At 62.6% G+C, this 19,949-nt stretch carries 17 protein-coding genes and 1 tRNA gene; 17 read left to right on the forward strand and 1 reads right to left on the reverse strand.

Annotated elements, in window-relative coordinates:
* Positions 1-72: 72 nt before the first annotated feature.
* The 16 genes from nuoG (at position 73) to NKH19_RS22090 (ending at position 18,769) form a co-directional block, all read left to right on the forward strand.
* A complete protein-coding gene (nuoG, locus tag NKH19_RS22015; protein ID WP_352870969.1) occupies positions 73-2,154 on the forward strand; it encodes an NADH-quinone oxidoreductase subunit NuoG in 2,082 nt (693 codons plus the stop codon).
* A 2-nt stretch (positions 2,155-2,156) separates the two neighbouring features.
* A complete protein-coding gene (nuoH, locus tag NKH19_RS22020) occupies positions 2,157-3,200 on the forward strand; it encodes an NADH-quinone oxidoreductase subunit NuoH (RefSeq protein WP_352870971.1) in 1,044 nt (347 codons plus the stop codon).
* Complete coding sequence (nuoI, locus tag NKH19_RS22025; protein ID WP_023812382.1) at positions 3,200-3,691, forward strand: NADH-quinone oxidoreductase subunit NuoI; 492 nt, start codon at positions 3,200-3,202, stop codon at positions 3,689-3,691. The genes nuoH and nuoI overlap by 1 nt, the downstream gene beginning before the upstream one ends.
* 236 nt (positions 3,692-3,927) lie before the next feature.
* On the forward strand, positions 3,928-4,548 hold the full coding sequence (locus tag NKH19_RS22030) for an NADH-quinone oxidoreductase subunit J (protein WP_352727724.1): 621 nt from the start codon (positions 3,928-3,930) through the stop codon (positions 4,546-4,548).
* Position 4,549: 1 nt separating this feature from the next.
* The gene (nuoK, locus tag NKH19_RS22035) at positions 4,550-4,858 is read left to right on the forward strand and encodes an NADH-quinone oxidoreductase subunit NuoK (RefSeq protein WP_019858930.1); all 309 of its coding nucleotides are present in this window, start codon (positions 4,550-4,552) and stop codon (positions 4,856-4,858) included.
* A gap of 10 nt (positions 4,859-4,868) precedes the next feature.
* Positions 4,869-6,842, forward strand: a complete 1,974-nt coding sequence (gene nuoL, locus NKH19_RS22040; RefSeq protein WP_352870973.1) for an NADH-quinone oxidoreductase subunit L — start codon at positions 4,869-4,871, stop codon at positions 6,840-6,842.
* Positions 6,842-8,347 carry an NADH-quinone oxidoreductase subunit M gene (locus tag NKH19_RS22045; RefSeq protein ID WP_352870974.1) on the forward strand — a complete coding sequence of 502 codons (1,506 nt, stop codon included), beginning with the start codon at positions 6,842-6,844 and terminating at the stop codon, positions 8,345-8,347. The genes nuoL and NKH19_RS22045 overlap by 1 nt, the downstream gene beginning before the upstream one ends.
* An 18-nt stretch (positions 8,348-8,365) precedes the next feature.
* The gene (gene nuoN, locus NKH19_RS22050) at positions 8,366-9,802 is read left to right on the forward strand and encodes an NADH-quinone oxidoreductase subunit NuoN (RefSeq protein WP_352870976.1); all 1,437 of its coding nucleotides are present in this window, start codon (positions 8,366-8,368) and stop codon (positions 9,800-9,802) included.
* Positions 9,803-9,807: 5 nt separating this feature from the next.
* On the forward strand, positions 9,808-10,629 hold the full coding sequence (locus NKH19_RS22055; RefSeq protein WP_352870977.1) for a biotin--[acetyl-CoA-carboxylase] ligase: 822 nt from the start codon (positions 9,808-9,810) through the stop codon (positions 10,627-10,629).
* Positions 10,630-10,747: 118 nt separating this feature from the next.
* A complete protein-coding gene (locus NKH19_RS22060) occupies positions 10,748-12,418 on the forward strand; it encodes a ribonuclease J (RefSeq protein ID WP_352870978.1) in 1,671 nt (556 codons plus the stop codon).
* Positions 12,419-12,501: 83 nt separating this feature from the next.
* Positions 12,502-12,906, forward strand: coding sequence for a methylmalonyl-CoA epimerase (mce, locus tag NKH19_RS22065; protein WP_352870979.1), 405 nt, complete (start codon positions 12,502-12,504; stop codon positions 12,904-12,906).
* Entirely contained in the window at positions 12,903-13,187 is a 285-nt protein-coding gene (locus tag NKH19_RS22070) for a DUF1467 family protein (protein ID WP_352870980.1), read from the forward strand. Before mce ends, NKH19_RS22070 begins: the two co-directional genes overlap by 4 nt.
* Positions 13,188-13,820: 633 nt before the next feature.
* A complete protein-coding gene (proS, locus tag NKH19_RS22075) occupies positions 13,821-15,149 on the forward strand; it encodes a proline--tRNA ligase (protein WP_352870981.1) in 1,329 nt (442 codons plus the stop codon).
* Positions 15,146-16,432, forward strand: coding sequence for a lipoprotein-releasing ABC transporter permease subunit (locus NKH19_RS22080; protein ID WP_352870982.1), 1,287 nt, complete (start codon positions 15,146-15,148; stop codon positions 16,430-16,432). The genes proS and NKH19_RS22080 overlap by 4 nt, the downstream gene beginning before the upstream one ends.
* On the forward strand, positions 16,429-17,121 hold the full coding sequence (locus NKH19_RS22085; protein WP_352870983.1) for an ABC transporter ATP-binding protein: 693 nt from the start codon (positions 16,429-16,431) through the stop codon (positions 17,119-17,121). Before NKH19_RS22080 ends, NKH19_RS22085 begins: the two co-directional genes overlap by 4 nt.
* A 397-nt stretch (positions 17,122-17,518) precedes the next feature.
* Complete coding sequence (locus NKH19_RS22090) at positions 17,519-18,769, forward strand: site-2 protease family protein (RefSeq protein ID WP_352870984.1); 1,251 nt, start codon at positions 17,519-17,521, stop codon at positions 18,767-18,769.
* Between the two features lie 21 nt (positions 18,770-18,790).
* Here NKH19_RS22090 and lipB read toward each other — a convergent pair whose 3' ends face one another.
* A complete protein-coding gene (lipB, locus tag NKH19_RS22095; RefSeq protein WP_352870985.1) occupies positions 18,791-19,534 on the reverse strand; it encodes a lipoyl(octanoyl) transferase LipB in 744 nt (247 codons plus the stop codon).
* A 274-nt stretch (positions 19,535-19,808) separates the two neighbouring features.
* Between lipB and NKH19_RS22100 the strand changes: the two genes are divergently transcribed.
* A tRNA-Leu gene (locus NKH19_RS22100) sits at positions 19,809-19,893 on the forward strand.
* Positions 19,894-19,949: the final 56 nt, after the last annotated feature.

Genomic DNA, 19,949 nt, shown 5'->3' on the forward strand with positions numbered 1-19,949 from the left:
TGAAATGCCCGGTGTGGTCTCGACCATGTCCGGAAAAAGAGATTGCGGGCACTCCGCAGAGGTTTGAGGCGAATGGCAAAGCTCAAGGTCGACGGGAAAGAGATCACTGTACCCGACCACTACACGCTGCTGCAGGCGGCGGAAGACGCTGGCGCGGAAGTGCCGCGCTTCTGCTTCCATGAGCGGCTGTCGATCGCCGGCAATTGCCGGATGTGCCTGATCGAGGTGAAGGGCGGACCGCCCAAGCCTCAGGCTTCCTGTGCCATGGGCGTGCGCGACCTGCGCCCCGGCCCGAATGGCGAGCCGCCGGAAATCTTCACCAACACGCCGATGGTCAAGAAGGCCAGGGAAGGCGTCATGGAGTTCCTGCTGATCAACCATCCGCTGGATTGCCCAATCTGCGACCAGGGAGGCGAATGCGACCTGCAGGACCAGGCGATGGCCTTCGGCGTCGATTCCTCGCGCTATCACGAGAACAAGCGTGCGGTCGAAGACAAGTATATCGGACCGCTGGTCAAGACGGTGATGAACCGCTGCATCCACTGCACGCGCTGCGTCCGCTTCACCACGGAAGTCGCCGGCATTTCCGAACTCGGCCTGATCGGCCGTGGCGAGGATGCCGAGATCACCACCTATCTCGAAAGCGCGATGACTTCCGAGCTGCAGGGCAATGTCATCGATCTTTGCCCGGTTGGCGCGCTGACCTCAAAACCCTTCGCCTTCCAGGCGCGGCCGTGGGAACTGACCAAGACCGAATCCATCGACGTGATGGACGCGGTCGGCTCGGCGATCCGCGTCGACAGCCGGGGCCGCGAAGTGATGCGCATCCTGCCGCGCGTCAACGAAGCGGTGAACGAGGAGTGGATTTCCGACAAGACCCGCTTCATCTGGGACGGCCTGCGCACGCAGCGCCTCGACCGCCCCTATGTGCGCAAGGACGGCAAGCTGGTTCCGGCAAGCTGGGCCGAGGCGTTCGCCGCGATCAAGGACGAGGTGTCGAAGACCGCTCCCGAGAAGATCGGCGCCATTTCAGGCGATCTCGCCGCGGTCGAGGAAATCTATGCACTGAAGCTGCTGATGGCCTCGCTCGGCTCAAAAAATGTCGATTGCCGCCAGGATGGTGCCGCACTCGATCCGGCGCTTGGCCGTGCGAGCTATATCTTCAACCCGACCATTGAAGGCATCGAGCAGGCGGATGCGGTGCTGATCATCGGCGCCAACCCGCGCTATGAAGCCTCGGTGCTCAACACCCGCATCCGCAAGCGCTGGCGGATCGGCAATCTGCCGGTCGGTGTCATCGGCGATGTCGGCGACACGCGCTACGACTACGAACAGCTGGGCGCCGGACCGGATTCGCTGAAGGATTTGGCGGACGGCAACGGCAAGTTCTTCCAGGTGCTGAAGAAGGCTACACATCCGCTTGTTATCGTCGGCCAGGGCGCGCTGGCGCGATCCGACGGCGCGGCCGTGCTCGGCCAGGCGGCAAAACTGGCCACCGCCGTGAACGCTGCTCGCGCGGACTGGAACGGCTTTGCCGTACTGCACAATGCGGCCGGACGCGTCGGCGGTCTCGATCTCGGATTCGTGCCGGGCGAGGGCGGCAAGAATGTCGCCGGCATGCTGGGCGACATGGAGCTGCTGTTCCTGCTCGGCGCCGACGAGATCGACATGGCCAAGACCGGCGGCGCCTTCGTCGTCTATATCGGCACGCATGGCGACCAGGGCGCGCACCGCGCCAATGTCATCCTTCCGGCGGCGGCCTACACGGAAAAGTCGGCCACCTATGTCAACACCGAAGGCCGCGTGCAGCAGACCAACCGCGCCGGCTTCGCGCCGGGCGATGCCCGCGAGGACTGGGCTATCCTGCGGGCACTATCGGATGTGCTGGGCAAGAAACTGCCGTTCGATTCGCTGCCGCAGCTGCGTGCCAAGCTCTATGGCGAATACCCGCATCTGGCCCGCATCGATCAGGTCGCGGCCGGCAATGCCGAGGACATCGGCAAAGTGGCGAAGCTCGGCGGGCGCCTGAACAAGGGCACCTTCACCTCGCCGGTCAAGGATTTCTACCTGACCAACCCGATCGCGCGGGCATCGGCCGTGATGGCGGAATGCTCGGCGCTGGCCAAGAGCGGCTTCAAGCAGGCGGCGGAATAAGCATGGACACTTTTTTCTCCTTCTACGTGCTGCCGGCGCTGCTGATCCTCTTGAAGTCGGTCGTGCTGATCGTCGTGCTGTTGATCTTCGTCGCCTACATCCTCTACGCCGACCGCAAGATCTGGGCGGCGGTGCAACTGCGCCGCGGCCCGAATGTCGTCGGTCCCTGGGGCACGCTGCAGGCTTTCGCCGATCTGCTGAAATTCGTCTTCAAGGAACCGGTGATCCCGTCAGGCGCCAACAAGGGCGTCTTCCTGCTGGCGCCGCTGGTCTCGGCCGTGCTGGCGATCTCGGCCTGGGCGGTCATTCCGGTCAGCCAGGGCTGGGCGATCGCCAACGTCAATGTCGGCATCCTCTATGTCTTCGCCATTTCCTCGCTCGAGGTCTATGGCGTGATCATGGGCGGCTGGGCGTCGAACTCGAAATATCCGTTCCTCGGCGCGTTGCGCTCGGCTGCGCAGATGGTGTCCTACGAAGTCTCGATCGGCTTCGTCATCGTCACCGTGCTGCTCACCGCCGGCTCGCTCAACCTGTCCGAAATCGTGCTGTCGCAGCATGACGGGCTTGGTACGCGGCTTGGCCTGCCCAACACCTTCCTCGATTGGAACTGGCTGGCACTGTTCCCGATGTTCATCATCTTCTTCATCTCGGCACTGGCCGAGACGAACCGTCCGCCTTTCGACCTGGTGGAAGCCGAATCGGAGCTGGTCGCCGGTCATATGGTCGAGTACTCGTCGACGCCGTTCCTGCTGTTCTTCCTCGGCGAGTATGTCGCCATCGTGCTGATGTGCGCGCTGGCCACCATCCTGTTCCTCGGCGGCTGGCTGCCGCCCTTCGACTTCGCGCCGTTCACCTGGGTGCCGGGTGTCATCTGGTTCGTGCTGAAGGTCTGCTTCGTGTTCTTCGGCATCTCCATGGTGAAGGCCTTCGTGCCGCGCTATCGCTACGACCAGCTGATGCGGCTCGGCTGGAAGGTGTTCCTGCCGATCTCGCTGTTCATGGTGGTCGCCACAGCCGCCTTCCTCAAGATCACGGGGTTTGCGTGATGTCCGCTCTTTCCCAAGCCGCAAAATCGCTGCTGCTGCAGGATTTCGTCAGCGCCTTCTTCCTGTCGATGCGCCAGTTCTTCGCGCCGAAGGAGACGATCAACTATCCGCACGAGAAGGGGCCGACCAGCCCGCGCTTTCGTGGCGAGCATGCGTTGCGCCGCTATCCCAATGGCGAGGAACGCTGCATCGCCTGCAAGCTGTGCGAGGCGATCTGCCCGGCGCAGGCCATTACCATCGAGGCCGGTCCGCGCCGCAATGACGGCACACGCCGCACCGTGCGTTACGACATCGACATGGTGAAGTGCATCTATTGCGGCTTCTGCCAGGAAGCCTGCCCGGTCGACGCCATCGTCGAGGGGCCGAATTTCGAATTTGCGACGGAGACGCGCGAAGAACTCTACTACGACAAGGACAAGCTGCTGGCGAATGGCGACCGGTGGGAGCGCGAACTGGCGCGCAACATCTCGCTGGACTCGCCTTACCGCTGATATTTGACGCATGGACGGGGCGAGGGGCCTCGTCCAGAGGATGATCCCGAAAAGTTGCAGACTTTTTCGGACCAGATCGTCCTCCGGAATCCAGAGTGGCCCATGTTTCTTTCGATCGGGTCTTTCAACCCGATCGGAACATGGGCTAGGAACACGCAACTTGCCGACCGGAGGCGGTGGCAAAAAATCGAAACAGGACGAGCGTCCTGTTTTGACAGGAACCTTGGGGAACCCCAATGCTGAGTGGACTAGAGGCGGCCTTTTTCTACCTCTTCGCCTTTGTCGCGGTGGCGTCGGCGTTCATGGTCATTTCGTCGCGCAACCCCGTGCATTCGGTGCTGTTCCTGATCCTGACCTTCTTCAACGCCGCCGGCCTGTTCATGCTGACCGGGGCCGAGTTCCTGGCGATGATCCTGCTCGTCGTCTATGTCGGCGCGGTCATGGTGCTGTTCCTGTTCGTCGTCATGATGCTCGACGTCGATTTCGCCGAGATGAAGGAAGGCGCTCTTCAGTATGCGCCGATCGGCGCGATGGTCGGGCTGATCCTGGCGGCGGAGCTGATCGTCGTGCTCGGCGGCTATACATTCGCGCCGCAGCTCGCCTCGACGGTCTCGAAACCCATCCCGGATCTCGCCGCGCGGACAAATACGGCCGCACTCGGCGACATCCTCTATACCGACTACCTCTACTACTTCCAGATTTCGGGCCTCATCCTGCTCGTCGCCATGATCGGCGCCATCGTGCTGACGCTGCGCCATAAACCAGGCATCAAGCGGCAGTCGATCGCGGCCCAGGTCGGCCGTACGCCGGCGACGGGCATGGAAATCCGCAAGGTCAAGACAGGCGAGGGGCTCTGAGATGGTTGTCGGCATCGCACATTACCTGACCGTATCGGCGATCCTGTTCACGCTCGGCGTGTTCGGCATCTTCCTGAACCGCAAGAACGTCATCGTCATCCTGATGTCGGTCGAGCTGATCCTGCTTGCGGTCAACATCAATTTCGTCGCCTTTTCGGCAGCACTTGGTGATCTGGTCGGCCAGGTGTTTGCACTGTTCGTGCTGACAGTCGCGGCGGCCGAGGCCGCCATCGGACTTGCCATTCTCGTCGTCTTCTTCCGCAACCGCGGCTCGATCGCGGTCGAAGACGTGAACATGATGAAGGGTTGACGGAACCACCATGTATCAGGCCATCGTCTTCCTTCCCCTGCTCGGCTTCCTGATCGTCGGCCTGTTCGGCACGTCGCTCGGCGCCAAGGCGTCCGAATACATCACCTCCGGCTTCCTGGTGATCGCGGCCGTGCTGTCGTGGGTCGCCTTCTTCACCGTCGGTTTCGGCCATGGCGAGGTGTTCACCGTGCCGGTGCTGCGCTGGATCCAGTCGGGTGGGCTGGAAGCGTCCTGGGCGCTGCGCATCGACACGCTGACGGTGGTGATGCTGGTGGTGGTCAACACGGTGTCGGCGCTGGTCCACATCTATTCGATCGGCTACATGCACCACGATCCGAACCGGCCGCGTTTCTTCGCCTACCTGTCGCTGTTCACCTTCGCCATGCTGATGCTGGTGACGGCGGACAATCTGGTGCAGATGTTCTTCGGCTGGGAAGGGGTCGGCCTCGCATCCTACCTGCTGATCGGCTTCTGGTACAAGAAGCCATCGGCCAATGCCGCGGCGATCAAGGCCTTCGTCGTCAACCGCGTCGGCGATTTCGGCTTCGCGCTCGGCATCTTCGGCTTGTTCGTGCTGTTCGGCTCGGTCAATCTCGGCACCATCTTCGCCAATGCGGCGACGTTCATTCCGGCCGAAGGCGCGCCACAGGGCGCCGCCGTCCTGACTTTCCTTGGCTATGCGCTGGACAAGCAGGCGGCCATGACGGTCGTCTGCCTGCTCTTGTTCATGGGTGCCATGGGCAAGTCGGCGCAGGTGCCGCTGCACACCTGGCTGCCGGACGCCATGGAAGGCCCGACGCCGGTTTCCGCACTGATCCATGCCGCCACCATGGTGACGGCGGGCGTATTCATGCTGGCGCGTCTGTCACCGCTGTTCGAACTGTCGCATTCGGCGCTAATGGTCGTCACCTTCATCGGCGCCTTCACCGCCTTTTTCGCGGCGACGGTCGGCCTCGTGCAGAACGACATCAAGCGCGTCATCGCCTATTCGACCTGTTCGCAGCTCGGCTACATGTTCGTGGCGCTCGGCGTCGGCGCCTATGGCGCGGCGATCTTCCATCTGTTCACGCATGCCTTCTTCAAGGCGCTGCTGTTCCTCGGCTCGGGCTCGGTCATCCATGCCGTCTCCGACGAGCAGGACATGCGCAAGATGGGCGGCTTGCGGCAGCTGATCCCGACCACTTACTGGATGATGGTGATCGGCACGCTGGCGCTGACCGGCGTCGGCATCCCGGTGACGGTCATCGGCACCGCCGGCTTCTTCTCCAAGGACGCCATCATCGAGAGCGCGTTTGCCAGCCACAATCCGGTTGCCGGCATGGCGTTCGTGCTTTTGGTCATCGCCGCCTGCTTCACCTCCTTCTACTCCTGGCGGCTGATCTTCATGACGTTCCACGGCCAGCCGCGGGCGAGTCATGAGGTGATGCACCACGTCCATGAATCGCCGCCGGTGATGCTGGTGCCGCTGTTCATCCTGGCCGCGGGCGCGCTGTTTGCCGGCATCATCTTCCATGGCGCCTTCATAGGCGAGGGCTATGCCGAGTTCTGGAAGGCGTCGCTGTTCACGCTGCCGGACAACCACATATTGCACGAGATCCACGAATTGCCGCTGTGGGTCGAACTGTCGCCCTTCATCGCCATGCTGATCGGCTTCGCGGTGGCCTGGAAATTCTACATCCGCTCGCCCGAAATGCCCGTCAATCTGGCGGCCCATCATCGCGGGCTCTACGCCTTCCTGCTCAACAAGTGGTATTTCGACGAGCTCTACGATTTCCTGTTCGTGCGACCCGCCAAGCGCCTTGGCCATTTCCTGTGGAAGACCGGCGACGGCACCGTCATTGACGGCCTTGGTCCGGATGGCATCTCGGCGCGCGTCGTCGATGTCACCAACCGCGTCGTCAAGCTGCAGACCGGCTACCTCTACCACTATGCCTTCGCCATGCTGATCGGCGTTGCCGCACTCGTCACCTGGATGATGCTCTGATGACCGCCTGGCCAATCCTCTCGCTGGTCACCTTCCTCCCGCTGGTTGGTGTGCTGCTCATCCTGTTCATCAACGATGACAGTGAAAGCGCGCGCCGCAACATCCGCGCCATCGCGCTGTTGACGACGACGTTCACGTTCGTCATCTCGCTGTTCATCTGGACCGGCTTCGACAATTCGCAGTCCGGCTTCCAGTTCGTCGAGAAGGTTGCCTGGCTCGACTCCGGCATTTCCTACCATATGGGCGTCGACGGCATCTCGATGCTGTTCGTCATCCTGACGACCTTCCTGATGCCGCTCTGCATCCTGGCGTCGTGGGAATCGATCGAGAAGCGCGTCAAGGCCTACATGATCGCCTTCCTGCTGCTCGAAACATTGATGATCGGCGTGTTCTGCGCGCTCGATATCGTGCTGTTCTACGTTTTCTTCGAAGCCGGCCTGATCCCGATGTTCATCATCATCGGCGTCTGGGGCGGCAAGCGGCGCGTCTACGCCTCGTTCAAGTTCTTCCTCTACACGCTGGCCGGCTCGGTGCTGATGCTGCTCGCCATCATGGCGATGTTCTATCAGTCCGGCACGACCGACATCCCGACGCTGTTGACGCACAATTTCCCCGCCAACATGCAGACATGGCTATGGCTCGCCTTCTTCGCCTCCTTCGCGGTGAAGATGCCGATGTGGCCGGTGCACACCTGGTTGCCGGACGCGCACGTCGAGGCACCAACCGCAGGGTCGGTCATCCTGGCCGCCATCCTGTTGAAGATGGGCGGGTACGGCTTCCTGCGTTTCTCCTTGCCGATGTTCCCGCTGGCGTCCGAGATGTTCGCGCCGCTGGTGTTCACACTGTCCGTCGTCGCCATCATCTACACCTCGCTGGTGGCGCTGATGCAGGAGGACATGAAGAAGCTGATCGCTTATTCGTCGGTCGCCCATATGGGCTTCGTCACCATGGGCATCTTCGCCATGAACCAGGAAGGCGTGCAGGGCGCCATCTTCCAGATGCTCAGCCACGGCCTCGTCTCCGGCGCGCTGTTCCTGTGCGTCGGCGTCATCTACGACCGCATGCACACGCGTGAGATCGACGCCTATGGCGGCCTGGTCAACAACATGCCGAAATACGCCACCGTGTTCATGATCTTCACCATGGCCAATGTCGGCCTGCCCGGCACCAGCGGCTTCGTCGGCGAGTTCCTGACCATGCTCGGTGTATTCCGGGTCAACACCTGGGTGGCGTTCTTCGCCGCCACCGGCGTCATCCTGTCGGCCGCCTACGCGCTCTGGCTCTATCGCCGGGTGATCTTCGGCGCGCTGACCAAGGACAGCCTGAAGAACCTGCTGGATCTGTCGCCGCGCGAGAGGGTAATCATTTACCCGCTGGTCGTGCTGGTCATCTTCTTCGGCGTCTATCCCGCGCCCGTCTTCGACGCGACGGCCGAATCGGTCAAGTCGCTCGTCACCAATGTCACTGCATCCATCGGCGCCGCGCAGACCGCGGCGGCGAACTGACCAGAGGTTTTGCGAAACATGACGCCGGACCTTCTTTCCAGCCTGTCGCTCTCGACGCCAGAATTGATCCTCGCCGTCGGCGCCCTGGCGCTGCTGATGGTCGGGGCTTATTCGCGCGCCAACACCGCCAACACGGTGACCGGCCTTGCGGTCGCCGTGCTGGTGATATCAGGCGCCTGGCTGATCTTCCATACCGTGCAGGGCAGCGCCTACGGCAATGCCTTCATCCAGGATACCTTCGCCCGCTTCATGAAAGTGCTGGCGCTGGTCGGCTCGGCGGTGACGCTGGTTATGTCGATGCGCTTTGCCAAGGCGGAACGGTTCGACAAGTTCGAATATCCGGTGCTGATCCTGCTCTGCACGCTCGGCATGATGCTGATGATCTCCGCCAACGGCATGATCGGGCTCTATCTCGGCCTTGAGCTGCAGTCGCTGGCGATCTACGTGCTGTGTGCGATCAATCGCGACAATCTGCGTTCGACCGAAGCCGGCCTCAAATATTTCGTCCTCGGCGCGCTGTCGTCGGGCATGCTGCTCTACGGCATCAGCCTGGTCTACGGCTACACCGGCAATACCGGCTTCCAGGAGATCGCTTCGGCGCTGGGCGGCGGCGAGCGCCAGCTTGGCCTTGTCTTCGGTCTCGTCTTCGTGCTGGCCGGCCTTGCCTTCAAGATCTCGGCGGTGCCGTTCCACATGTGGACGCCCGACGTCTATGAGGGCGCCCCGACACCGGTGACGGCCTTCCTGGCGGCGGCACCGAAGATGGCGGCGATGGCGCTGATCGTGCGCGTCACCATGGGCGCGTTCAAGCCGATCGCCGCCGACTGGCAGCAGATCATCGTCTTCATTTCGATCGCTTCGATGGCGCTCGGCGCTTTCGCCGCGATCGGCCAGACCAACATCAAGCGGCTGATGGCTTATTCCTCGATCGGCCATATGGGCTACGCGCTGGTCGGCCTTGCCGCCAACAGCCAGGCCGGCGTGCGCGGCGTTGCCATCTATATGCTGATCTATCTGGTGATGACGCTCGGCACCTTCGCCTTCATTCTCGCCATGCGGCGCAAGGAAGGCAATGTCGAGCAGATCAGCGATCTGGCCGGCCTGTCGTCGACCAATCCGATCATGGCGACGATCCTGACCATCCTGATGTTCTCGCTTGCCGGCATCCCGCCGCTCGCCGGCTTCTGGGGGAAATGGTACGTCTTCCTCGCCGCCATCAATGCCAATCTCTACGCGCTGGCGATCATCGGTGTGCTGGCCTCTGTCGTGGGCGCCTATTATTACCTGCGCATCATCAAGATCATGTGGTTCGACGAACCGGTTGGCGGCTTCGTGCCGATGGCGAGCGAATTGCGTGTCGTCCTCGGCATCTCTGGCGCCTTCGTGCTGTTCTATGTGCTGATCGGCGGACCGATCGGCACCTATGCCGAAGCCGCCGCCAAGACGTTTTTCTAGACGGCATGGTATTTCGGCTGGCTCCAACCTCGGCGTCGGAAGGGTTCCGGCTCGAAGCGCATGACAGCGTCGGCTCAACCAATGCGCTGGCGCTGGACCATGCAAGGGCGGGCGATCCGGGCAGGCTGTGGATCGTTTCCAAAAGGCAGGAAAGCGGGCGTGGGCGGCGCGGGCGCGTCTGGGCGACGCCGGAAGGCAATCTGGCGGCGACGCTGCTCGTCATCACCAGTGCCGAGCTTCGCCTTGCCGCAACGCTGGGCTTCGTCGCCGGGCTGGCGCTGGCCGATGCGCTCGATGCCGTGGTGCCGAAGGGGCGGATCGCCATCGGCCTCGACGGCGGCAATGAGGGAAAGAACCGTTTCGAGCTGAAATGGCCGAACGACGTGCTTGCCTCGGGCGCCAAGCTGGCCGGCATCCTGCTGGAATCGGCGATCCTGGACGGCGGCCGTTTCGCGGTGGCGGTCGGCATCGGCGTGAATGTGGTGGCATACCCCGAGGATTTGCCTTATCCGGCAACATCACTCAACGCGCTGGGCGCGACATGCGATGCGGAAACACTGTTCCTGGCGCTGTCGGATGCCTGGAGCGAGAATGCCCGCTTGTGGGACGAAGGCCGCGGACTTGCGGCCGTCAGGCGACGCTGGTTGGCTCGCGCGGCGGGGCTCGGCGAGCAGGTTGCTGTCAGAATTGACGGTAGTGTGGTGCGTGGGGTGTTTGAAACCATTGACGAGGACTGCCGTTTCGTGATCCGCGACGATGAAGGTTCGGTTCTGACGATCGCCGCCGGCGACGTGCATTTCGGCGCGGTCGCGTCTGCCCGCGTTTAGAGCCGTTCGCTAACGGCTCTAAGTGTTTGTTTTCATGCAATTCCTGTGGGAAAACCGTTAGAGACTTTTCCTGGAATTGCTTTATGGACTTGGTCTGAGGACCAGGAAGGGAAAAATCATGGCGAAAGCGGAAAACGCCGAACTCGTCTTCGTGCCGCTCGGCGGCGTTGGCGAGATCGGTATGAACTTCGCTCTTTACGGCTACGGTCCGCCCACTGCGCGCGAGTGGATCATCATCGATGTCGGTGTGACCTTCCCCGATGCCGCGCATCCGGGCGTCGATCTGATCTTGCCCGATACGCGCTTCATCGAGGAGAACCTTGCCAATCTGCGCGGCATCGTCATCACCCATGCGCATGAAGACCACTATGGCGCGCTGCTCGACACCTGGCCGAAGCTGAAGGCGCCGGTCTGGATGACGCCGTTCAGCGCCGGCTTGCTCGAAGCCAAGCGGCAAGGCGAGCAGGGCGCACCGAAAATACCGGTGACGATCTACAGAGCAGGCGAGAAATTCACCGTCGGTCCGTTCGAGATCGAAGCCATTCCGGTCGCGCACTCCATTCCCGAGCCAATGTCGCTGGCAATCACCTCGCCGGCCGGCACCGTCATCCACACCGGTGACTGGAAGATCGATCCGGAGCCGACGATCGGGCCGAAGACCGACGAGGCGCGTTTCCGCGCCTATGGCGACAAGGGCGTTCTGGCGCTGATCTGCGATTCGACCAACGCGCTGCGGGAAGGCGAGTCGCCTTCGGAAGTGGCCGTCGGCGAAGGACTGAAAGGCGTCATCCAGGCCGCCAAGGGCCGTGTCGCCGTCACCACGTTTTCCTCCAATGTCGGACGCATCGTCTCCATCGCCAGGGCGGCGCGCGATGCCGGCCGCCAGTGCCTGGTGCTCGGCCGCTCGCTGAAGCGGGTGATCGATGTGGCTGGCGAACTCGGCTACATGGATGGGCTGCCGGAGTTCATCGCCGAGGAGGATTTTGGTTTCATTCCGCGCGAGAACCTCGTCATCATCTGCACCGGCAGCCAGGGTGAGCCACTTGCCGCATTGGCCAAGCTGTCGCGCGACGAGATGAAATCGGTATCATTTACGGCCGGCGACACGGTGGTGTTTTCCTCGCGCACCATTCCGGGCAACGAGAAGGCGATCCTCGAGATCAAGAACCGCCTCATCGACCTCGGCATCAAGATCATCGAGGACGGCGACGCGCTGGTGCATGTCTCCGGCCATCCGCGGCGCAGCGAATTGCGCAAGATGTATGAATGGGTGCGCCCACAGATCGGCGTTCCCGTGCATGGCGAGGCGGCGCATCTGGTGGCGCAGGGATCGCTGATGTCGACGTCTGGCATCGGCCAGGTGGCGCAGGTGCGCGACGGCGACATGCTCAGGCTTGCTCCCGGCCCCGCCACCATTATCGACCAGGTGCCGTTCGGCCGCGTCTACAAGGACGGCAGATTGATCGGCACCGACCAGGCGATGGGCATCCGCGACCGGCGCAAACTGTCCTTTGCCGGCCATGTCGCGGTCAATGTCGTGCTCGACGACAAATATGAGCTGGCCGGTGATCCCGACCTGGTCGCCATCGGCGTCGCCGAGGCCGATGGCCGTGGTGAGACGCTCGAGGACCTGATGATCGATGCGGCAATCGGCGCGGTGGACTCGATCCCCCGTCAGCGCCGAAAAGACCTCGATCTTGTGCAGGAAGCAGTCCGGCGCGCCGTGCGCGGCGCCGCCAACGAAGCCTGGGGCAAGAAGCCGCTGGTGACGGTGTTTGTGACTAGGTAGTGAATAGTGAATAGTGAATAGTGATCGACGTCCTGTGGTGATCGAGATTGGGTTCACCATTCACCATTTCCACGGAGCACCCTATGCTCGGACGTCTGAACCATGTCGCGCTTGCCGTGCCGGATCTGGCTGCCGCCGTCGCCGTCTATCGCAACACGCTTGGCGCGGACGTGACGGAGCCGCGGGCGCTGCCGGAGCATGGCGTCACCGTGGTGTTCGTCAATGTCGGCAACACCAAGATCGAACTTCTGGAGCCCTTGGGCGAGGGGTCGCCGATCGCCGCCTTCCTGGAGAAGAACCCTTCCGGCGGCATGCATCATCTTTGCTACGAGGTCGACGACATCCTCGCCGCGCGTGACCAACTCAAGGCTGCCGGCGCCCGCGTGCTGGGCGACGGCAACCCGAAGATCGGCGCCCACGGCAAGCCGGTGCTGTTCCTGCATCCGAAGGATTTCTTCGGCACGCTGATCGAACTGGAGCAATCATGAGCTGGGTTTCGTTCACCGCCCTGTTTTTCGCGACCTGGTGGGTGGTGCTGTTTGCCGTGCTGCCGTTCAGCGTGAAGACGCAGGATGACGATCATGATGTGACGCTGGGCACGGTTCCGAGCGCGCCGCGCGGCCCCCATATGCTGCGCGCCGTGATCCGCACCACCATCGCCACGGGCGTTCTCATGGGCATTTTTTATGGCTTGACGCACGGGCTGGGATACAGCCTCGACGACATCCCGCACATCGTGCCGGAATTCAACCAAACCCCAACCAAATAGACCGTCCCGCAAGGGCGTTTTTATCAGTCGGAATCGTGCGCGTTCCGAACAGGAATGCCGTGTCCTTTGCGGCTGCGCGAGTGCTGCCGCAAGGTAAGGTAGTTTGGCAACTCGTTGCGCTAAGCGGATGATTGCACAAAAAAAATGCAAGGCACAAGGCCTTGCAATTTAAACGCGTCCGATCTGTTTCCGGTTTCCGGCGGCAGCGAGTAACCGCGCCTAGATCGCATCCTCCCAAGACTTTGACCGCGTAGGAGAGCGGATTTTTTTCCACCCTCTCGGTTATCAGGGCACATTAGCCTAACGCGAATGAAAATGTCACGAAGAATTTTGCCTTGAAACGGGCATTCTCGTGCTGCACTGCACAATAGTGCGGCAGGCGTTGCTTGGGAAACGACCACTAAGGCGCGCGGGGCAAATGCGGCGCCTTGGAACGCCGCGCGTTTGCCGGACGCGCGAGGTACACTGCAACAGTTTTACTCCCAGCACCGCCGTATTTTTGAAAATCAATTTCCGATTTTCGGGCCAGTGCGTCCGGGTTTCCATTCCGCCATGAAATGGCTATGAAGCCGGGGCAAGCAAGCCCGTGCCGCGCCGATTCCCGCGCGGCCATTCTCACTCACGGACCAGTCCATGCGTTTGTCGCGCTATTTCCTGCCCATTCTCAAAGAAAATCCGCGCGAGGCCGAGATCGTCTCGCACCGGCTGATGCTGCGCGCCGGCATGATCCGCCAGCAGGGGCAGGGCAGTTTCTCATGGCTGCCGCTCGGCAAGCGGGTGCTGGACAAGGTCTGCCGCATCATTCGCGAGGAGCAGGATCGCGCCGGTGCGCTGGAAATCCTGATGCCGACCATCCAGTCGGCCGATCTGTGGCGCGAAAGCGGCCGCTACGACGACTATGGCAAGGAGATGCTGCGCATCAAGGACCGGCAGGACCGCGACATGCTCTACGGCCCGACCAATGAGGAAGTGGTCACCGAGATCGTCCGCGCCTATGTCAAATCCTACAAGGACCTGCCGCTCAATCTCTACCACATCCAATGGAAGTTCCGCGACGAGGTGCGGCCGCGCTTCGGCGTCATGCGCAGCAGGGAATTCCTGATGAAGGACGCGTATTCCTTCGACCTCGACTTCGAAGACGCCAAGGCGGCCTACAACAGGATGTTCGTGTCCTATCTCAGGACCTTCACCCGCATGGGCCTGCAGGCTATCCCGATGCGAGCCGACACCGGGCCGATCGGCGGCGATCTCAGCCATGAATTCATCATCCTCGCCGACACCGGCGAGAGCCAGGTCTACTGCCACCGCGACTATCTTTCGCTTGATGTGCCCGGAGAGAAGACCGACTTCGCCAACGACGCCGAGATCGGCGACATCGTCAAGACGTGGACGACGCCTTACGCCGCCACCGACGAGATGCATGACGAGGCGGCGTGGGAAAAGATCGGCGAGAACGACAAGGTTTCGGCTCGCGGCATCGAGGTCGGCCACATCTTCCATTTCGGTGACAAATATTCCAAGCCGATGGGCGCCAAGGTGACCGGGCCCGACGGCAAGGATCATTTCGTCTCCGGCGGCTCCTACGGCATCGGTCCGTCGCGCCTTGTCGCGGCGATCATCGAAGCGAGCCACGACGACAACGGCATCATCTGGCCGGAGGCGGTGGCGCCGTTCGACATCGGGCTGATCAACATGAAGGCGGGCGACGCCGACTGCGACCGCGTCTGCGACGAGCTGCATGCCGCTTTCGTGGCCGCCGGCAAGGACGTGCTCCATGACGACACCGACCAGCGGCCCGGCGGCAAGTTCGCCACCGCCGATCTGATCGGCCTGCCGTGGCAAGTGATCGTTGGACCGCGCGGCGTGGCTGCCGGCGAGATCGAGATCAAGAATCGCAAGACCGGCGAGCGTGAGACGCTGCCGGTCGCGGACGTGAAGAAGCGCTTCGGTGTCGCCGCATGATCGAGGCGGTGGCGGCAAGATCGGCAGGCGCCGGGCCTTTTTCCATCTTCGAGCGCATGGTCGCGTGGCGCTATTTGCGCTCGCGGCGCAAGGAGACGGTGATCTCGGTGATCGCTTCGATCTCCTTCCTCGGCATCATGCTGGGGGTCGCCACGCTGATCGTGGTGATGGCGGTGATGAACGGCTTCCGCGCGGAGCTGCTGACGCGCATCCTCGGCGTCAACGGCCATCTCATCGTGCAGCCGCTCGATTCGCCGCTTGAGGACTATGCGCAGGTCGCCGGCCGCATCAACGGTGTATCAGGCGTCAAATACGCCATCCCGCTGATCGATGGCCAGGTGCTGGCGCAAGGCAATGTCGGCGGCGGAACCGGAGCGCTGGTGCGCGGCATCCGCGGCGAGGATCTCAGCAAGATCTCGATCGTTGCCAGCAACATCAAGCAGGGCTCGATCGCCGATTTCGAAACGGGCGAGGGTGTGGCCATCGGCAAGCGCATGGCCGAGAATCTCGGCTTGACGCTTGGTGACACCGTCACCTTGATCTCGCCGGACGGCGACGTGACCCCGATTGGCACGACGCCGCGCATGAAGGGCTACAAGATCGCGGCGATCTTCGAAGTCGGCATGTCGGAATATGACACTTCCATCGTCTACATGCCGTTCTCCGAGGCGCAGCTCTATTTCAACATGGACGGCCGGGCGCAGACGATCGAGATCTATGTCGACAATCCCGACGATGTCGACGCGCTGAAACCGAAGGTGGAGGCGGCGGCGCAGCGGCCGATCGATATGGTCGACTGGCGCCAACGCAACGAGACGTTCTTCTCCGCCCTGCAGGTCGAGCGCAATGTCATGTTCATGATCCTGACCCTGATCGTGCTGGTGGCGGCGTTGAACATCATCTCCGGCCTGATCATGCTGGTGAAGGACAAGGGGCATGACATTGCCATCCTGCGCACCATGGGGGCGTCGCGCGGCGCCATCCTGCGCATCTTCCTGATGACGGGTGCGGCGATCGGCGTGACGGGCACGCTCGCCGGCGTGCTGCTCGGCGTGCTGATCTGCACCAACATCGAATCGATCCGCCAGTTCTTCTCGTGGATGACCGGCAAGGTTCTGTTCAATCCGGAACTCTATTTCCTCAGCCAGTTGCCGGCGAAGATGGATCCGCGCGAGACGACCTATGTCATCCTGATGGCGCTCGGCCTGTCGTTCCTGGCAACGGTGTTTCCGGCATGGCGGGCCGCGCGCCTCGATCCCGTCGAAGCCTTGAGGTACGAGTGATGGCCGAGGCCATTATCGAGCTGAAGAGCGTCGAGCGGCACTATGTCCAGGGGCCGCGCAAGCTCACTATCTTGAACGGTGCCGATTTCTCGCTGAAGCGCGGTGAGATGGTGGCGCTGGTGGCGCCGTCGGGCACCGGCAAGTCGACGCTGTTGCACACTGCCGGCCTGCTGGAGCGTCCCGACGCCGGCGACGTCATCCTCGCCGGCCGTGCCTGCGGGCGGCTCTCCGACGACGAGCGCACGGCGATCCGCCGCAACGATGTCGGCTTCGTCTATCAGTTCCATCATTTGCTGCCGGAATTCTCGGCGCTGGAAAACATCATGATGCCGCAGCTCATCAAAGGGCTGAGCCGCAAGGAGGCGGCCGAGCGCGCGGCCCAGCTGCTCGATTACATGCAGATCGGCAAGCGCGCGTCGCACCGGCCGTCCGAGCTTTCCGGCGGCGAGCAGCAGCGCGTCGCCATTGCCCGCGCCGTTGCCAATGCGCCGCTGGTGCTGCTGGCGGATGAGCCGACCGGCAATCTCGACCCGGTCACCGCCTCCTATGTGTTCGAGGCGCTGGCGGCGCTGGTCAAGCAATCGGGCCTCGCGGCGCTGATCGCCACCCACAATCACGAGCTGGCATCGCGCATGGACCGGCGGGTGACGCTGGCAGATGGCAAAGTGGTGCCGCTCGGCTCGGGCTGACCTCGGTCTCGACAAATCATGGCGGGCTCACTGACAGTCCGCCACCGATGCCTGTTTCCGCAGCTGTCGCTCGCACCTCAACCTTTCCTTAACCTTGCCGATTTGATCGCCCGAAAATTCCTGATGTAGCCGGATTGCGCGCGTTGACATTTGAACAAAATTAGAACAAAATACGAACATATCAACAACAGGAGAGAGTTATGACCGATCTGGTTCAGGATGTCATCTCACTGGTTTGCATGAGCACCTTTCTCGTTTCCATGGCGATCTGGATCGGAGCCATGTGATTTGGCGGCGTTCGCCGCCGCTGTTCCTGAAGGGACAGGGCCGCTCCGCCGTTAAGCTTTTCTTGCCGCCGCGACGTTAGGGTGCCCTGAAAGACAGGGAGCAACGTCAGGTGTCGCCCATCGTCACGGCCATTCTCGTGGCCAGCAATCTCGGGCTGATCTTTCTCTTGATGACCGTGCCGCTTGGTCTGCGCACAGTCCGGCTCAGCCGCGTGATAGCAGCGGACCGGCAGCGCCTCTGGCAGGCGCTGTGGCCGCATGGCAGCGATGCCGGCTGGTCGGGCGAGATCCTTTCCGCCGAGGCGCCGGACGGCGAGGGCGTGGCCCGCATCACGCTGTCCTGGGAAGGACGCGACGGCAAGCCGATCGAGCGCAGGTCGCGGTTTGAAGACGTCGTCGAGGGCAGCCGCTTCTCGATGCGTGTCATCGAGGACACCGCGCTCGACGCTTCGTTCTGGAAGGACTATCGCGAAACCGCTGAACTCGTTCCCGAGGGCAACGGCACGCGGGTGACGCTCAGCCAGACCGATCGCTATCGCGGCGTTGCCTTCCTGGTGTTCCGCTATTTCGCCATGCGCCGCGAACTCGGCAAGTTGCGGCGCTGGGCGCGGACCGGGCAGTATCGCAAGGGCGGCTGGTTCGAGCATCCGCTCAGTCAGGTCGGCTTCGCCGGTCTTTCGGCGTTGATCCTGTGGCCGTTCTTCGGCCTTCACTTCGGCGGGCTGGCACTGGCCGCGATCCTGACATCGGTCGTGGCCTTGCACGAGTTCGGGCACATGGCCGCATTTCGGCTGATGGGTCACAACAGGGCACGGATGATCTTCATTCCATTGCTCGGTGGCATCGCCATTGGCGGGCGGCCCTATGACAGCCGTTTCGAGGTCGCCTTCGTGGCATTGATGGGCGCCGGCTTCTCCGCCTTCCTGGTGCCGATCGCAATCGCCGCCAGCACCTTTGCCGGCGCGGAAGGGCATCGGTTGGCGGCTGGGCTGCTGGCGACGCTGGCGGGCTTCGCCGCCCTGTTCAACATCGCCAATCTGGTGCCGGTGTGGAAGTTCGACGGCGGCCAGGTGCTGCGCCAGATCTGCCCGGGGCCGGTCGCGCTGGCGCTGGCCTCGTTCTTCCTGCTCTCGGCCTTCCTGGCGGTGGGTTGGCAGGCCGGCTTTTCTTCCAACTTTCTGCTCGCTACAGGAGCGGTGTTTTCAATTCTCAGCCTGCTGACGATGAGCAGCGGAATAAAGCCGCGCCATGAGCTGAAGCCGATCCGCACCGTCGACCGCTTCGCCATCGCCGGGGCGCTGCTGGCGGTGTTTGCTATCCATGGCTGCGGCGTTTTGTGGGCGTCGGCGCAACTCATCTGAGCTTGTCCTAGGCGGGACGATTCAGCCGGCCTTGCGTGCGGCTTCGGCGGGCAAAGCCGTGGCGGGACCGAACACGTCCTCGAAGGCGGATTTCAGCGCGAGATCAAGGTCGGCCATTGTCAGGGGAAGGCCGAGGTCGACGAGGCTGGTGACGCCGTGGTCCTGCACGCCGCAGGGCACGATGCCGCTGAAATGGTCGAGGTCCGGCTCGACATTGATGGCGATGCCGTGGAAGCTCACCCAACGCCGCAGCCTGATGCCTATTGCCGCAATCTTGTCCTCGGCCGGCGAGCCGTCCGGCAGCGTAGGGCGATCCGGCCGCACCACCCAGACGCCGACCCGGTCCTCGCGGCGCTCGCCATGCACATCGAAGGCGGCGAGCGTGCCGATGATCCACTGTTCAAGCGCGGCGACAAAGGCGCGGACATCCTCGCGCCGCCGCTTCAGGTCGAGCATGACATAGGCGACCCGCTGGCCTGGCCCATGATAGGTGTATTCGCCGCCGCGGCCGGCCGCGAAGACCGGGAAGCGGTTGGCGTCGATCAGATCCTTGTCACGGGCGCTGGTGCCGGCGGTGTAGAGCGGGGGGTGTTCGACCAGCCAGACCATTTCGCCGGCGGCCCCGCTTCGGATCGCCTCGGCGCGTGCCTCCATGAAGGCAAGCGCATCGGGATAGGCGGTGAGGCCGGGCTCGATCAGCCACTCGACCGGCGCTGAGCCGGGCAGGGGCAGGAACGACGTGGCTATCTGGCTGCGTTCTGTCATCACGGCTCTCGTCCACGGCGCGTCATTTCAAATGCGACATGCCCCGGGTGTTGTCTTGTTCATGTCGTAGTCCCGAAACCGCTCGGCGCCTTTTTGGACGACATGCCTGGTCCTTCATATGGCGGCAATCGGGCAAAACGTCCAGTTCGAGGGGCGTTTCAAGCTTCTTGACCGTTATGCCAAAATGGCTGGCGATTATTACGTGTCGCGCACTTGTTTCGCCGGAAACGATTTGCTACACGCCGCGAGCCGGTCGGTTCCGGCTCTACCACGTGCGGTCGTGGCGGAATTGGTAGACGCGCAGCGTTGAGGTCGCTGTGGGGCAACCCGTGGAAGTTCGAGTCTTCTCGACCGCACCAAAGTTTCCCTAAACAATATTGATTCTGGAGAGCCGGGGCGGCAAGCGATGACATGT

This window comes from Mesorhizobium sp. M1338, from assembly GCF_040318045.1.
Lineage (GTDB): Bacteria > Pseudomonadota > Alphaproteobacteria > Rhizobiales > Rhizobiaceae > Mesorhizobium.

What these genes read in the sequence shown, in the direction of transcription:
- mce (WP_352870979.1), top strand. Translation starts at nt 12,502, where the DNA reads ATGCTCGGACGTCTGAACCATGTCGCGCTTGCCGTGCCGGATCTGGCT.
- NKH19_RS22070 (WP_352870980.1), top strand. Translation starts at nt 12,903, where the DNA reads ATGAGCTGGGTTTCGTTCACCGCCCTGTTTTTCGCGACCTGGTGGGTG.
- nuoN (WP_352870976.1), top strand. Translation starts at nt 8,366, where the DNA reads ATGACGCCGGACCTTCTTTCCAGCCTGTCGCTCTCGACGCCAGAATTG.
- nuoL (WP_352870973.1), top strand. Translation starts at nt 4,869, where the DNA reads ATGTATCAGGCCATCGTCTTCCTTCCCCTGCTCGGCTTCCTGATCGTC.
- NKH19_RS22060 (WP_352870978.1), top strand. Translation starts at nt 10,748, where the DNA reads ATGGCGAAAGCGGAAAACGCCGAACTCGTCTTCGTGCCGCTCGGCGGC.
- lipB (WP_352870985.1), bottom strand. Translation starts at nt 19,534, where the DNA reads ATGACAGAACGCAGCCAGATAGCCACGTCGTTCCTGCCCCTGCCCGGC.
- NKH19_RS22080 (WP_352870982.1), top strand. Translation starts at nt 15,146, where the DNA reads ATGATCGAGGCGGTGGCGGCAAGATCGGCAGGCGCCGGGCCTTTTTCC.
- NKH19_RS22045 (WP_352870974.1), top strand. Translation starts at nt 6,842, where the DNA reads ATGACCGCCTGGCCAATCCTCTCGCTGGTCACCTTCCTCCCGCTGGTT.
- NKH19_RS22030 (WP_352727724.1), top strand. Translation starts at nt 3,928, where the DNA reads ATGCTGAGTGGACTAGAGGCGGCCTTTTTCTACCTCTTCGCCTTTGTC.
- nuoG (WP_352870969.1), top strand. Translation starts at nt 73, where the DNA reads ATGGCAAAGCTCAAGGTCGACGGGAAAGAGATCACTGTACCCGACCAC.
- proS (WP_352870981.1), top strand. Translation starts at nt 13,821, where the DNA reads ATGCGTTTGTCGCGCTATTTCCTGCCCATTCTCAAAGAAAATCCGCGC.
- nuoK (WP_019858930.1), top strand. Translation starts at nt 4,550, where the DNA reads ATGGTTGTCGGCATCGCACATTACCTGACCGTATCGGCGATCCTGTTC.
- NKH19_RS22055 (WP_352870977.1), top strand. Translation starts at nt 9,808, where the DNA reads ATGGTATTTCGGCTGGCTCCAACCTCGGCGTCGGAAGGGTTCCGGCTC.
- nuoI (WP_023812382.1), top strand. Translation starts at nt 3,200, where the DNA reads ATGTCCGCTCTTTCCCAAGCCGCAAAATCGCTGCTGCTGCAGGATTTC.
- nuoH (WP_352870971.1), top strand. Translation starts at nt 2,157, where the DNA reads ATGGACACTTTTTTCTCCTTCTACGTGCTGCCGGCGCTGCTGATCCTC.